This is a genomic window from Pseudomonas sp. B21-036 (assembly GCF_024748925.1).
GTDB classification, from domain to species: Bacteria; Pseudomonadota; Gammaproteobacteria; order Pseudomonadales; family Pseudomonadaceae; genus Aquipseudomonas; species Aquipseudomonas palmensis.
Window position 1 is genome coordinate 5367317 of the sequence record NZ_CP087178.1, and the last position, 14652, is coordinate 5381968.

The following is a 14652-nucleotide window of genomic DNA, read 5'->3' on the forward strand; positions in this document are numbered from 1 at the left end:
GGGTCAGTGCGCACCCATTTCGCGGATGGTCTGCTTGAGGTTCTCGAAGTCGTACTCCGACAGGCCCACGTAGTCGAGCACCAGGTGCCCGACGGTGTTCCATTCGTGGTCCACGCTCTGGTTGCCCAGCACCCGGTACGAGCTGCAGATGTGCTCGGCCATCTTCAGAATGGCCAGCAGGTTCTTGAGCTGGGTGTTGCGCGCCGAGTCGTCGCTGAACACCGCCAGGGCATTGTGGTGGTTGGCGATGGCGGCACTCACGTGCTCGGGCAGGCGCCACGACTTGGCCGTGTAGTAGCCGACCACGGCGTGGTTGGTGTTGAACGTGCGGTTCTCGGTGTCGACCACGCGCTTGTCGGGGCCGGCCTCAGCGTAGGCCTGCTCCAGGGTATGCATGTAGTCGGGGAAGCGCTTGTGCATCAGCGGCACGCCGCAATCGTGGAACAGCCCCAGGGCATAGGCTTCGTCCACCGCCTGCGAGCCGATGCGCTTGGCCAGGGTCAGGCAGGTCATGGCCACGTCCTGGGCGGTATCCCAGAAGCGGTTGAGGGTGACGATGGTGTCGTCGCTCATCTCGCCCTTGATCGACTGCGCGTTGATCAGGTTGATGATCGAGCGGCTGCCCAGCAGGTTCACCGCGCGTTGGATCGAGGCGATCTTGTTGGTCAGCCCGTAGTACGGCGAATTGACCAGCTTGAGCAGTGCGCCGGAAAGGCCCGGGTCCTGGGAGATCAGCTTGGCGATGGTCTCCAGGTCCGGGTCGGGCATGTACTGCTCGAACTGCAGGTCGACCATGATCTGCGGCTGGGGCGGTACGCTGATGCCCTGCAGGGCTTGCTGGATCTGTTCGGCGGTAAGTTCCTGGGACATAGATACACACTCGGGGCTGAAGGGCGATTCTAACCCTGCAGGCGGGCCGGGAAACACCCGTTGATGGATTCAGAAGGAACTTTGCCTGCCCCAGGGCTGCCTGCTTACTACAGGTTCAACTCAACAGGAGCACGCAGATGACGACCCAACTGAACGGCAAGCGCGTGGCCATGCTGGTCACCGACGGCTTCGAGCAGGTAGAACTCACCGGGCCCAAGCAGGCCCTCGAGCAAAGCGGCGTGCGCGTCGACATCCTCTCGGCCAAACCGGGCACGGTCAAGGGCTGGAACCATGACAAGCCCGCCGACGACTTCAATGTGGACAACACCTTCGACAAGGCCGACGTCGCGGTCTACGACGCCATCGTGCTGCCCGGCGGCGTGCAGAACTCCGACACCATACGCATCGACCCCGACGCCCAGAAGCTGGTCAAGGCCCACGACGCCAGCGGCAAGCCCCTGGCGGTGATCTGCCATGGCGCCTGGCTGCTGGTGTCGAGCCAGTTGGTCAAGGGCCGCAAGATGACCAGCTACAAGACCGTGCGCGACGACATCACCAATGCCGGCGGGCAGTGGCAGGATCAGGCCGTGGTCATCGACCGCAACCTGATCAGCAGCCGCCAGCCCGACGATATTCCCGCCTTCAACACCCAGCTGCTGCGCGCTTTGGGCGCCTGATCGGCTATTTGTCGCCGGCCGAGCCGCGTGCCCGGCCGACGCGCTATACTCCCGCTCTTTTTTCCGGAGCGACGTCATGTCCCTGCCCAGCCTTCGCCTCAAAGCCAACGCCGACCGCCGCCTGCGCGCCGGCCATCTGTGGGTGTACAGCAACGAAATCGACGTCGCCGCGACCCCGCTGCATGGCTTCAAGGCCGGCGACCAGGCGGTGCTCGAAGGTGCCGGCGGCAAGCCGCTGGGCATCGTCGCCATGAGCCCCAACAACCTGATCTGCGCGCGCCTGCTGTCGCGCGACGCCAAGCTGGCCCTGGACAAGTCGCTGCTGGTGCACCGCATCAACGTGGCCCTGTCGCTGCGCGAGCGCCTGTTCGACAAGCCGTTCTACCGCCTGGTGTACGGCGACTCGGACCTGCTGCCGGGCCTTGTGGTCGACCGTTTCGGCGACATCCTGGTGGTACAGCTGGCCTCGGCCACCATGGAACAGCACAAGGACGACGTGATCGCCGCCCTGGTGCAGGTGCTCAAACCCACCGGCATCCTGTTCAAGAACGACTCGGCGGCGCGTGATGCCGAAGGCCTGAACCGCTACGTCGAAACCGTGTTCGGCCTGGTGCCGGAGTGGGTGGCGCTGGAAGAGAACGGCGTGAAATTCGAAGCGCCGGTGATGGAAGGCCAGAAGACCGGCTGGTTCTACGACCACCGCATGAACCGCGCACGCCTGGCACCCTACGTCAAAGGCAAGCGCGTGCTCGACCTGTTCAGCTACATCGGTGGCTGGGGCGTGCAGGCCGGTGCGTTCGGCGCCAGCGAAGTGTTCTGTGTGGATGCCTCGGGCTTTGCCCTGGATGGCGTGGAGCGCAATGCGGCGCTCAACGGCATTGCCGAGAAGGTCACCTGCGTGGAAGGCGATGTGTTCGAGGCGCTGCGCGAGCTCAAGGCCGCTGAAGAGCGTTTCGACGTGATCGTGGCCGACCCGCCCGCGTTCATCAAGCGCAAGAAGGACCTGAAGAACGGCGAAGGCGCCTACCGCCGCCTGAACGAGCAGGCCATGCGCCTGCTGAGCAAGGACGGCATTCTGGTCAGCGCCTCGTGCTCGATGCACCTACCCGAAGACGACCTGCAGAACATCCTGCTGACCAGCGCCCGCCACCTGGACCGCAACATGCAGCTGCTCGAACGCGGCGGCCAGGGCCCGGACCACCCGGTGCACCCGGCGATCCCGGAAACGCGCTACATCAAGAGCATCACCTGCCGGCTGCTGCCCAACAGCTGATTGCTTGGAATGAAAATCCCGGCCAGGTGCCGGGATTTTTTTTGCCTGTAACGGCCTTTTCGCAGGCAAGGCCGGCTCCTGCAGGCAGGTGCACTCAATCGCGCTGCGGGTAAGGCATCATTCCCAGTTCTCGCCCGTCGATCACCAGGGTCTTGTAGCGCGGTTTCGCCAGCTTGAGCGTGCCCGCCCGAATCTGCTCGATCAGTGCGCGCCCCGTGCCGATCCCATCCACCCGCGCATAGTCACGCCAGAAGCCCTCGTGACGCGCATATACGAACGCCGACGTCGAGTACTCGTGCTTGGGCACCACCAGCACTTCGTTGACCCCATCGTCATCCAGGTCCACCTGCCAGGCAGCACACCCCGAACTGCCGCATTGGCTCTCGATCAGGGTCAGGTTGAGCATCTGCGCACTGTCCTCCGGCGCAGGCCCGATCCATTCCAGCTTGGGTCCGTACTCACGCGGCGACATGCTCACCGGTTCAGCCTCCAGCAGTCGATCGGCCAGCAGCTCGCGGCTTGGCGCATCCAGGATCTGCCCCTCCTTGACCAGGCGCGACAACCGCTCGAACTGCTCGATCCCCGGCTTGCCGAGCCGGTAGCGCAAAGCGCGCGCATCGAACGCATCCGCCGAGGTGCGCCCGCTCAACAGCCGCTCCATCTGGTTGGCGGCGCTGTAGGTCAACGGGTTGAGCACCGGCGTGAACACCAGCATCAGCACCACGAAACTCAGCAGCGCGATCAACGGGTTGCTGCGCCGCAAGCTGCCCAGCCACACCGCCTGGCGCGGGCGAATGGCCCACAGCGCGGCCAGGCTGTGCACCAGCGCGATGCCGATCAGCAGCATCGCCAGAAAGCGCTGCGGGGTCAGGCCGTACTGGTCGATGCGCAGCCAGCTCGAGTAGCACGCCAGCGCCATCAGCAGCGGCAGGCACACAAGGCTGGCGTTCACCAGCAGCTTCAGGGGCCTGGCATAACCGGCATCGTGCTCGCCGTCCTGGAACACGCCGTTGAGCAGAAACAGCGTACTGCCCACCAGGCACAGCAGGATGCTGGTGGAGTAACCGGTGTTGAAGATCGGCGCGACCCCGGTTACCGCCAGCGCCAGAGTGAACACCACCGCAATCAGCGAACACAGCGGCAGCAGGTAGCGGCACACGGTGAGCAGCACATTGCGCAGCAGGCCGATGGCCTTGTCGTTCTGGCGCCCCATGCGGATGCCCAGCGAGAAGAAGATCGGCAGGCACACGCAGATGAATTCGAGCGAGGCGAAGATATCGCTGAGCACCGGCGCGCCCAGAATCGTGAACAGCCGCCCGCACAGCCACAGCAGCAACCAGAACGCCAGGGTCACCAGCAGCGCCAGCAGCACGATGAAGGCATTGTTCCAGGCGTGCTGGTACAGGTCCTGATAGCGCAGGCGATTGCCGTCGCGGGTCGGCCAACTGAGGATGAACGCCGCGCCGATATAGGCCAGCACCAGCGAGGCCGGCATCCAGCGCATCCATAGCCAGCCGTCGGCCGATTGCGCATACAGCCAGGCGGACACGCTGGCCATCAGCAACGCCAGGCCGGCCACCAGCAGCCAGGTGCCGCGCTGGCGCACCGCGCCGCCCAGCAGTTGCAGATTGATGCCGCCCACCAGGGCCAGTGTGGCGCAGAACACCGCGAGCACAGGGTTGCGGTAATGGATGAAGGTGAGCAGCAGCGCCCCCTGTACCAGGGCGATGGCGAGGTAATACAGCACGGAGCGGTTGAGCACGGGCATTCCAAGTCCTTTTGCGAGGGGTGATGCACAAGGCGCGCAGTCTAGGGCCAGGCGACCCCGCACGGCTAGAGCACGTCGACTTCATTGCAGCGCCGCACAGGCCCCATGCAGCCATGCACATATATCGATAAAAATCCAGGCAAATAATCCATAAGGGAAAATTTTTCATTGATCCAGGCGACATAAGCAGATAAAAATCGACTCAATCAAAATAAAAACAATGCAGGTTCGACCCATGTCCTCTATCGACCGCTCTCATCCTGGCACTTCAGATACCGCTCGACTGCGCCGCGTGCTGGGGCTGCCCGCCCTGGTGTTCTTCGGCCTGGTGTACATGGTGCCGCTGACCATCTTCACCACCTACGGCATCGTCACCGAACTCACCGGTGGCCGCACCGCAGGCGCCTACCTGGTGACCCTGCTGGCCATGCTGTTCACCGCGACGTCCTACAGCTTCATGGTCAAACGCTTCCCGGTGGCGGGCTCGGCCTACTCCTATACCCACCTGGCGTTCGGCCCCAACATCGGCTTTCTGGCCGGTTGGTCGCTGCTGCTCGACTACCTGTTCATCCCGATGATCAACTACCTGCTGATCGGGCTGTTCCTCAACATCGCCTTCCCGGCACTGCCGGTGTGGGGCATCATCGTCGCCGCCATCGCCCTGGTGACCGTGCTCAACGTGATCGGCATCCATTCGGTGGCCAAGGCCAGCAACCTGATCGTGGGCGCGCAGATCATCTTCATCGGCGTGTTCGCCGCGCTGTCGATCAAGAGCCTGCACGGCGCGCCCATCGACCTGCTGTCGCCCCTGCTCGGTGACGGCACCCGGCCCGGGTTCAGCCACCTGATGACCGGGGCAGCGGTGCTGTGCCTGTCCTTCCTGGGCTTCGACGCGGTATCGACCCTTGCCGAGGAAACCCGCGACCCGCAACGCGATGTGCCGCGCGCCATCCTGCTCACCACCCTGGGCGCCGGGCTGCTGTTCACCGTGCTGGCCTACATCAGCCAGCTGGTACTGCCGGGCAGCCACTTCGCCAACGTCGATGCGGCAGCCAATGAAGTGATGTTCAAGGCCGGCGGGCAGTTCCTCGCCAACTTCTTCACCGCGGCCTTCGTGGCCGGCAGCCTGGGTTCGGCACTGGCCTCGCAGGCTGCGGTGTCGCGCATCCTGTACACCATGGGCCGCGACCAGGTGCTGCCACGGCGCTGGTTCGGGCGCCTTTCGCCACGCTTCGGCACCCCGGTGTTCGCCACCCTGGTGGTATCGGTGTTCTCCCTGCTGGCACTGCTGATCGACCTGACCACCCTGGCCTCGCTGATCAGCTTTGGCGCGCTGGTGGCGTTCTCGGCGGTGAACCTGGCGGTGGTGCGCACGCACCTGGTCGATCAAGCCTGCCACCGCAACCTCTCGGGGCTGCTGCGTTACGGCGTGGTGCCGCTGGTGGGCATGAGCCTCACGCTGTGGCTGTGGACCAGCCTGTCGGCACTGACCCTGACCATCGGCATGACCTGGTTCACCCTCGGCCTGGTGTACCTGGGCGTGCTGACCGGCGGCTTTCGCAAGCGCGTGAAGCTGGTGCACTTCTCCGAGGCCGGCTGAACGCCATGGCGGTTGGGCGGCCCGCGCGCAGCGAAAACGCCCAACCGCCCAATGCGCCATTCCTTCCCGCCGCCAGCGGTGTAGAATCGGCCTATTCATCGCCAGTCATCCCCGGCGGGTTTATGAGCTCTGGTCGAGCCCTCGGCGATCCCGTGGTGTTTTCGGCCTCATCCGTACCAGCGGCCACCTGCCTTCGGTGCAAAGGACAAGAGAAGCTCACTCCCCTTTTTGTTACCTGATTAGCCGCCAGGAGTGCTTCATGCCTGATTACCGCTCGAAAACGTCCACCCACGGTCGCAACATGGCCGGCGCACGCGCCCTGTGGCGCGCTACCGGCATGAAAGATGCCGACTTCAAGAAGCCGATCATCGCCATCGCCAACTCCTTCACCCAGTTCGTCCCGGGCCACGTGCACCTGAAGGACCTGGGCCAGCTGGTGGCCCGCGAGATCGAGCGCGCCGGTGGCGTGGCCAAGGAATTCAACACCATCGCCGTGGATGACGGCATCGCCATGGGCCACGACGGCATGCTGTACTCGCTGCCCAGTCGCGAGATCATCGCCGACTCGGTCGAGTACATGGTCAACGCCCACTGCGCCGACGCCATCGTGTGCATCTCCAACTGCGACAAGATCACCCCCGGCATGCTGATGGCCGCCCTGCGCCTGAACATCCCGGTGATCTTCGTGTCCGGCGGCCCGATGGAAGCCGGCAAGACCAAGCTGGCCAGCCACGGCCTGGACCTGGTCGACGCCATGGTGATCGCCGCCGACAGCTCGGCCAGTGACGAAAAGGTCGCCGAATACGAGCGCAGCGCCTGCCCTACCTGCGGTTCGTGCTCCGGCATGTTCACCGCCAACTCCATGAACTGCCTGACCGAAGCCCTGGGCCTGGCCCTGCCGGGCAACGGTTCGACCCTGGCCACCCACAGCGACCGCGAAGAGCTGTTCCTCAAGGCCGGCCGCACCATCGTCGAACTGTGCCAGCGCTACTACGGCGACAACGACGAGTCGGTACTGCCGCGCAACATCGCCAACTTCAAGGCGTTCGAGAACGCCATGATGCTCGACATCGCCATGGGCGGCTCGACCAATACCATCCTGCACCTGCTGGCCGCCGCCCAGGAAGCCGAGATCGACTTCGACCTGCGCGACATCGACCGGTTGTCGCGCAGCGTGCCGCAGCTGTGCAAGGTGGCGCCGAACATCCAGAAGTACCACATGGAAGACGTGCACCGCGCCGGCGGCATCTTCAGCATCCTCGGTTCGCTGGCCCGTGGCGGCCTGCTGCACACCGACCTGCCGACCGTGCACAGCCGCAGCATGGAAGAAGCCATCGCCAAGTGGGACATCACCCAGACCGACGACGAAGCGGTGCACCACTTCTTCAAGGCCGGCCCGGCCGGCATCCCGACCCAGACCGCGTTCAGCCAGTCGACCCGTTGGGAAACCCTGGATGACGACCGCGAGAACGGCTGCATCCGCAGCTTCGAGCACGCCTACTCCAAGGAAGGCGGCCTGGCCGTGCTGTACGGCAACATCGCGCTGGATGGCTGCGTGGTGAAGACCGCAGGCGTCGACGAGTCGATCCATGTGTTCGAAGGCAACGCCAAGATCTTCGAAAGCCAGGACAGCGCGGTACGCGGCATTCTGGCCGACGAAGTGCAGGCCGGCGACATCGTGATCATCCGCTACGAGGGGCCGAAAGGCGGCCCGGGCATGCAGGAGATGCTGTACCCGACCTCTTACCTGAAGTCCAAGGGCCTGGGCAAAGCCTGTGCGCTGCTGACCGACGGGCGCTTCTCGGGCGGCACCTCGGGCCTGTCCATCGGCCATGCTTCGCCGGAAGCGGCAGCAGGCGGCGCGATTGGCCTGGTGCGCGACGGCGACAAGGTGCTGATCGACATTCCCAACCGTTCGATCAACCTGCTGGTCAGCGATGAAGAGCTGGCGGCGCGGCGTGTCGAGCAGGACAAGAAGGGCTGGAAGCCGGTCGAGCAGCGTCCGCGCAAGGTGACCACCGCACTCAAAGCCTACGCCCTGCTCGCCACCAGTGCCGACAAGGGCGCGGTGCGCAACAAGGCCATGCTGGACGGTCTGTAAGGTCTGGCAAAATAAAGAACCGGCGCCCAGGCGCCGGTTTTTTTTGCCTGCGGTGCGGTGTTCGCCGGCAACGCCGGCTCCTACAGACGCCGTGGCCCCCGTAGGAGCCGGCGTTGCCGGCGAAGAGGCCGGTACAGAGGGCGGCAACATCTGCCCCTTACACCCCAGCCCCGCATCTGTTTTCGTCCGTCTTTGCTTGCCGAGGAATATGGTTATTCCAAAACCATCTATCTAAATTCCATTTAGATCTAATTTCGTTGTTTTTCAGGCTGTTAGCATTTCTGTTCGCAATCGCGCACAGACGCGACGCCCCGCCCTTTGTCTGGAGCTTCAATGAACCTGCCGCTGTTTCTCAACCTGCTGGTGTTCGCAGCCTTGCTGCTGGGCCTGGCGCAAACCAGCAAGACCTCCTGGAGCCTGGCCAAGAAAGTGCTGGTCGGCCTGATCGTCGGCGTGCTGTTCGGCAGTGCCCTGCATGCCATCTACGGTGCCGGCAGCCCGGTCCTGAAAAGCACCATCAGTTGGCTCGACCTGGTCGGCAACGGCTATGTGGGCCTGCTGCAGATGATCGTCATGCCGCTGATCTTCGTCTCGATCCTCAGCGCCGTGGCACGCCTGCACAACGCCTCGTCGCTGGGCAAGATCAGTTTCCTGACCATCGGCACCCTGCTGTTCACCACGGCCATCGCCGCGTTGATCGGCATCGGCCTGACCAACCTGTTCGGCCTCAGCGCCGAAGGCCTGGTGGCCGGCGTGCAGGAAACCGCGCGCATGCAGACCATCCAGAGTGACTACGCGGGCAAGGTCGCCGACCTCAACATCCCGCAACTGCTGCTGTCGTTCATCCCCACCAACCCGGTGGGCGACCTGGCCCGGGCCAAGCCGACCTCGATCATCAGCGTGGTGATCTTCGCCGCGTTCCTCGGTGTGGCCGCCTTGCAACTGCTCAAGGACGACGCCGACAAGGGCAACCGTGCGCTGGTGGCCATCGACACCCTGCAGGCCTGGGTGATGCGCCTGGTACGCCTGGTGATGAAGCTCACCCCATATGGCGTGCTGGCGCTGATGACCAAGGTGGTGGCCAGCTCGAACCTGGACGACATTCTCAAGCTGGGCAGTTTCGTGGTGGTGTCGTACATCGGCCTGGGCCTGATGTTCGTGGTGCACGGTGTGCTGCTGGGCCTGGGCGGGGTCAACCCGCTGCGGTTTTTCCGCAAGGTATGGCCGGTGCTGACCTTTGCCTTCACCAGCCGCTCCAGTGCGGCGAGCATTCCGCTAAGCATCGAGGCGCAGACCCGTCGCCTGGGCATCCCTCAGGCGATTGCCAGCTTTGCCGCCTCGTTCGGCGCGACCATCGGCCAGAACGGTTGCGCAGGCCTGTACCCGGCGATGCTGGCGGTGATGGTGGCCCCGGCGGTGGGCATCGACCCGCTCGACCCGCTGTGGATCGCCACGCTGGTGGCCATCGTGACCCTGAGTTCGGCCGGGGTGGCCGGGGTGGGCGGCGGTGCGACCTTCGCCGCGCTGATCGTGCTGCCGGCGATGGGCCTGCCGGTGGAGCTGGTGGCGCTGCTGATCTCGGTCGAGCCGCTGATCGACATGGGCCGCACGGCACTGAACGTGAGTGGTGCGATGGTGGCCGGTACCCTGACCAGCCAGGCCATGGGGCAGACCGACAAGGTGCTGCTGGAGGCCGATGAGCATGCGCAGTTGACGCATAGCTGAAGACCCCTTCGCCGGCAAGGCCGGCTCCTACAGCAATCGTGTAGGAGCCGGCCTTGCCGGCGAATGCATCAACGCCGCTCCCACACCTCGAAGTGATAAGCCGGCTTGTCCCCTTCAGCCGCATTGGCCTGGGTCGATTTCATCGCCCACTGCTGTGCATCCACCTCGGGGAACCACGCATCCCCCACCGGGCTGAGCTCGACCCGCGTCAGGTACAGCCGATCCGCCAGCCCGCGTTCCAGCGCCTGCCCGTACAGCTGCGCACCGCCGATCAGCATCAGCTCGTTCACACCGTGCTCCAGCGCCCACTGCTCGGCCCGCACGATGGCCTCATCCAGCGAACCGAACACCTCGGCGCCCTCCAGCACCAGGCCCGGCTGACGGCTGACCACCAGGTTCAGACGCCCCGGCAAGGGGCGCCCCAGCGAATCCCAGGTCTTGCGACCCATGATGATCGGCTTGCCCAACGTGGTGGCCTTGAAATACTTGAAATCCCCCGGCAAATGCCAGGGCATGCTGTTGTCGATGCCGATGACGCGGTTCTCGGCGAGGGCCGCGATCAGGCTGAGAGGCAGTGATGTTTTCATGCCCGCGAGGATAGCAAAGCCCGCTGGCCGATGCGTGGGTTATGCTTTGGGCAGTTTTGATCAATGGAAGCTGGGTGTGACTGGACTGACTGACCTGGACAAACGCTGGCTCACCGAAGCCGTGCGCCTGCGTGAAGAACATGCCGGCGCGCTGGAAGACCAGGAAGCCAACCGCCGCGCGCGCCAGCAAGGCGGCGACCTGGCTGCACGCATCGAACACCGCGCCCTGTGGCTGGCCGAACGCGACGGCCTGCGCGCCGCGCTGGGGCGCTGGAAAGCCGGGGCGCGCCTGGCGCTGCTGGCCCTGCTGCTGCTCGCCGTGCTCAGCGGCGCCGGCCTGGCCTTCGCCGGGCTGGGCGACGGCCAGCGCCCGGTCAACGTGTTCTGGGCGCTGGGCAGCCTGCTGGGGCTTAACCTGCTGATGCTGCTGAGCTGGACTCTGGGCTTTGCCCTGGCCGGCGACCATGGCGCCAGCCTGGGGCGGCTGTGGCTATGGCTGAGCGAAAAGTTCGCCCGCGATGCCAAGGCCGCGCACCTGGCCCCTGCCCTGCTGGTGCTGCTGCAACGCCAGCGCCTCAACCGCTGGCTGCTCGGCCTGCTGGTGCACGGCCTGTGGCTGCTGGCGCTGGCCAGCGCCCTGGTGGTGATGCTGATGCTGCTGGCCACCCGGCGTTATGGCTTTGTGTGGGAAACCACCATCCTCGACCCCGACACCTTTGTCGGCCTGACCCAGGCCCTCGGCGCCCTGCCCGCGCTGCTGGGCTTCAGCGTGCCGGACGCGGCCATGATCCGCGCCAGTGGCGCCAGCCAACCGGCGCTGGAGCTGGCACGCCAGTCGTGGGCCGGCTGGATGCTCGGCGTGCTGGTGGTGTACGGCCTGCTGCCGCGGCTGGTGCTCGCGGCCCTGTGCCTGTGGCGCTGGCACAGCGGGCGCCGGCGCCTGGGCCTGGACCTCAACCTGCCCGGCTACAGCGCCCTGCGCGACGTGCTGATGCCCAGCAGCGAACGCCTGGGGGTCAACGACCCTGCCCCGCAGGCCTTGCCCGAAATCACCCGCAGCGAAGGCGACGCACCGGCCGAGGGCGCCTTGCTGGTGGGCCTGGAGCTCGACGACCAGCGCCCCTGGCCGCCCGCTCTGCCAGCCTCGGTGACCAACGCCGGTATCCTCGACAGCCGCGAATCACGCAACAGGCTGCTCGAACAGCTGAGCCGCTTCCCGCCCGCGCGCCTGGCCATCGCCTGCGACCCGCGCCGCTCGCCCGACCGGGGCAGCCTGGCGCTGCTGGCCGAGCTTGCGCGCAGCGCCGGGGCCACGCGCATCTGGCTGTTGCAGGCGCCACCCGGCCAGGCACTGGACGCCGACCGCCTGGGCGACTGGCACCAGGCGCTGGAGCAACTGGGCCTGGCGTACGCCGACAGTGCCCCCCTCAACTGGCTGGAGCATGGCCATGACTAAGCCGTTGAAACTGGCCGTGGTCGGCCACACCAACGTCGGCAAGACCTCGCTGCTGCGCACGCTCACCCGCGACGTGGGTTTCGGCGAAGTCTCGCACCGCCCCAGCACCACCCGTCATGTGGAAGGCGCACGGCTGTCGGTGGAGGGCGAGCCGCTGCTGGAGCTGTACGACACCCCGGGCCTGGAGGATGCCATCGCGCTACTCGATTACCTGGAGCGTCTCGATCGGCCCGGTGAGCGGCTGGACGGACCGGCGCGGGTCGAGCGTTTTCTGCAAGGCAACGAGGCGCGCCAGCGCTTCGAGCAGGAGGCCAAGGTGTTGCGCCAGCTGCTGGCCAGTGATGCCGGGCTGTACGTGATCGACGCCCGCGAGCCGGTGCTGGCCAAGTACCGCGATGAACTGGAAGTGCTGGCCGGTTGCGGCAAACCGCTGCTGCCGGTGCTCAACTTCGTGGCCAGCAACGAGCATCGCGAGCCGGACTGGCGCGAGGCCCTGGCACGCCTGGGGCTGCACGCACTGGTGCGCTTCGACAGCGTGGCCCCGCCGCAGGATGGCGAGCAGCGCCTGTACGAAAGCCTGGCCTTGCTGCTGGAGAATGCGCGCCCGGCCTTGCAGCGCCTTATCGATGACCAGCAGGCCCAGCGTGTGGCACGCCAGCACAGCGCCAAGCGCCTGATTGCCGAACTGCTGCTCGATTGCGCGGCGTGCCGGCGTAGCGTGATCGCCAGGCCGGAGGCCGAGGCAGCGGCGATCAGCGAGCTGCATCAGGTGATTCGCCAGCGTGAACAACGCTGCGTCGAGGCGCTGCTCAAGCTGTATGCGTTTCGCAAGGACGACGCCAACACCGGCGAGCTACCGCTGCTGGACGGGCGCTGGGGCGATGACCTGTTCAACCCCGAGACCCTGAAATTGCTGGGCGTGCGCCTGGGCAGCGGGGTTGCCGCGGGCGCGGCGGCCGGTGCCGGGGTCGACCTGCTGGTCGGCGGCATCACCCTGGGGGCGGCCGCACTGGCCGGGGCGATTGCCGGGGGGGCGCTGCAGACGGCACGCAGTTACGGTTCGCGGCTGATGGGCAAGCTGAAGGGCCAGCATGAACTGACGGTGGACGACGGGGTGCTGCGCTTGCTGGCGTTGCGTCAGCGTCAGTTGCTGGCAGCGCTGGAGGGGCGCGGGCATGCGGCGACAGCTCGCATCAAGCTCACGTTGCCCAGCGACAAGGGCTGGCGCGAGGGCAAGTTGCCGGAGGCGCTGAGCAAGGCGCGGGCGCACCCGCAGTGGTCGTCGATGAACCCAGGGGCCAAGCTCGGGCAGGCGGAGCGGCAGGAGCAGATCGACAGTCTTGTGCAGGAGCTTTAGGGCCAATCGCGGGTCAAGCCCGCTCCCACAGAGAGTGTGCGATCCCTGTGGGAGCGGGCTTGACCCGCGATGGCGGTCTCAGATCAGACGTGCAACATGCCCCTCCGCCAACGCCGGCCCCACGCTCATCCCCACCCCGCTGTGCATCAGCGCCGCACTCACCCCCGGCGCTACCGCCAGCAGCGAAAACGGCCCCGGCCCACCCGAGCCGTACACCCCCTGCCAGCGCTCCAGCACCTCGATGCGCCCACCCAGCGTCTGCTCGGCCAGCTCGATCATCCAGTTGTCCACCTGCTCGGCATTGAACGGCGATGCATCGCTGCCATAGGCATGCGAATCGCCGATGATCAGCTCGCCATGGGGCGTCGGGCTGATCAACAGGTGAATGCCGTTTTCCAGCAGGTGCGGGCTGCCGGCCTGCACCTCGGCGCGCAGGGCCTGCGCCTGCGGCAGGTCGGCATACGCCCCGTAATGCAGGCAGCTCAACCCGGTCAGCAGCGAATGCTGCAGGTCCAGGCCGAAGCATGGCCGGGCGCGCAGCATCTGCAGGCGACATACCTGCGGCTGCAACTGCGCCATCGGCTCGGCGAGCAGCGTCTGGTAGTCGTGCCCGCTGCACACCACGATGTGCTCGCCGCTGAAGCGACCGGCGGTGGTGGTCAGAAACCCCGGCTCCACCTCGCGCACCAGCGTGGAAAAGTGGAACTCGACGCCCAGTTGCTCGCGCAGGTAGTTGACCAGCGCAGGGATGGCCTCGCGCGAGTACACCTGCTGATCGTCCAGCCCACGCAGGGCGGCGCGATGATGGCGGAACTGGCCGTCGTACAGCGCATCGAGCGCGGCGCCCTGCAGCAGTTCGACCGGGTAGCCGTGCTCGAGTGCACGCCCGTTGCAGAAGGCTTCGAGCAGGTCTTGCTCCAGCGCGGTGCGGGCCAGCAGCAGCGAGCCGTTGCGCTTGAGCGCAAAGCCGGCGTGCTCGGCCCAGTGGGCCCAGATGCCGCGGCTGGCCTTGGCCAGTTCGAGCATCTGGCCGGGTGGCTGGCCGCTGACCAGGGCCTGGCCGAAGTTGCGAATGGAGGCGCCCAGCGGGGTGGCGCTGCGTTCGAACACCTTGACCCGCAGGCCGCGCCGGGCTGCGGCGTAGGCGTGGGACAGACCGAGGATGCCGGCGCCGACGATGAGAAAATCTGACATGGGGGTTCCCTTCAGGATTGTGGTGCGGCCATCGCGGGTCAAGC

11 protein-coding genes are annotated in these 14652 nt (G+C 66.0%); 7 read left to right on the plus strand and 4 right to left on the minus strand.

All coding sequences use genetic code 11. The features are described 5' to 3' along the window. Positions 1-3: 3 nt before the first annotated feature. Positions 4-870: an HDOD domain-containing protein gene (locus tag LOY33_RS24475; RefSeq protein WP_043859998.1), complete on the minus strand. Its 867-nt coding sequence runs from the start codon at positions 868-870 to the stop codon at positions 4-6. A gap of 137 nt (positions 871-1007) precedes the next feature. Between LOY33_RS24475 and LOY33_RS24480 the strand changes: the two genes are divergently transcribed. Together LOY33_RS24480 and LOY33_RS24485 are read left to right on the plus strand one after the other, a co-directional pair. After that, positions 1008-1547: a type 1 glutamine amidotransferase domain-containing protein gene (locus LOY33_RS24480; RefSeq protein WP_258660366.1), complete on the plus strand. Its 540-nt coding sequence runs from the start codon at positions 1008-1010 to the stop codon at positions 1545-1547. A 76-nt stretch (positions 1548-1623) separates the two neighbouring features. Continuing rightward, entirely contained in the window at positions 1624-2820 is a 1197-nt protein-coding gene (locus LOY33_RS24485) for a class I SAM-dependent rRNA methyltransferase (protein WP_043860000.1), read from the plus strand. A gap of 94 nt (positions 2821-2914) precedes the next feature. Here LOY33_RS24485 and LOY33_RS24490 read toward each other — a convergent pair whose 3' ends face one another. Then, positions 2915-4588 carry a DUF4153 domain-containing protein gene (locus LOY33_RS24490; protein ID WP_100634280.1) on the minus strand — a complete coding sequence of 558 codons (1674 nt, stop codon included), beginning with the start codon at positions 4586-4588 and terminating at the stop codon, positions 2915-2917. Between the two features lie 235 nt (positions 4589-4823). Between LOY33_RS24490 and LOY33_RS24495 the strand changes: the two genes are divergently transcribed. The 3 genes from LOY33_RS24495 (at position 4824) to LOY33_RS24505 (ending at position 10014) form a co-directional block, all read left to right on the plus strand. After that, a complete protein-coding gene (locus tag LOY33_RS24495; RefSeq protein WP_258660375.1) occupies positions 4824-6188 on the plus strand; it encodes an APC family permease in 1365 nt (454 codons plus the stop codon). A gap of 259 nt (positions 6189-6447) precedes the next feature. Continuing rightward, positions 6448-8289 (plus strand): dihydroxy-acid dehydratase, encoded by a 1842-nt coding sequence (ilvD, locus tag LOY33_RS24500; protein ID WP_058541776.1) that lies wholly within the window; start codon positions 6448-6450, stop codon positions 8287-8289. A gap of 333 nt (positions 8290-8622) precedes the next feature. After that, positions 8623-10014 carry an L-cystine transporter gene (locus tag LOY33_RS24505; RefSeq protein WP_058541775.1) on the plus strand — a complete coding sequence of 464 codons (1392 nt, stop codon included), beginning with the start codon at positions 8623-8625 and terminating at the stop codon, positions 10012-10014. Between the two features lie 68 nt (positions 10015-10082). Here LOY33_RS24505 and LOY33_RS24510 read toward each other — a convergent pair whose 3' ends face one another. Continuing rightward, a complete protein-coding gene (locus tag LOY33_RS24510) occupies positions 10083-10601 on the minus strand; it encodes a dihydrofolate reductase (RefSeq protein WP_043860005.1) in 519 nt (172 codons plus the stop codon). Between the two features lie 76 nt (positions 10602-10677). Here LOY33_RS24510 and LOY33_RS24515 point away from each other — a divergent pair, with 76 nt between their 5' ends. Together LOY33_RS24515 and LOY33_RS24520 are read left to right on the plus strand one after the other, a co-directional pair. After that, a complete protein-coding gene (locus tag LOY33_RS24515) occupies positions 10678-12057 on the plus strand; it encodes a DUF2868 domain-containing protein (RefSeq protein WP_258660376.1) in 1380 nt (459 codons plus the stop codon). Then, positions 12050-13414 (plus strand): DUF3482 domain-containing protein, encoded by a 1365-nt coding sequence (locus LOY33_RS24520; RefSeq protein WP_058541772.1) that lies wholly within the window; start codon positions 12050-12052, stop codon positions 13412-13414. The genes LOY33_RS24515 and LOY33_RS24520 overlap by 8 nt, the downstream gene beginning before the upstream one ends. A 78-nt stretch (positions 13415-13492) precedes the next feature. Here LOY33_RS24520 and LOY33_RS24525 read toward each other — a convergent pair whose 3' ends face one another. Then, complete coding sequence (locus tag LOY33_RS24525) at positions 13493-14608, minus strand: TIGR03364 family FAD-dependent oxidoreductase (protein WP_229588977.1); 1116 nt, start codon at positions 14606-14608, stop codon at positions 13493-13495. Between the last annotated feature and the right edge of the window lie 44 nt (positions 14609-14652).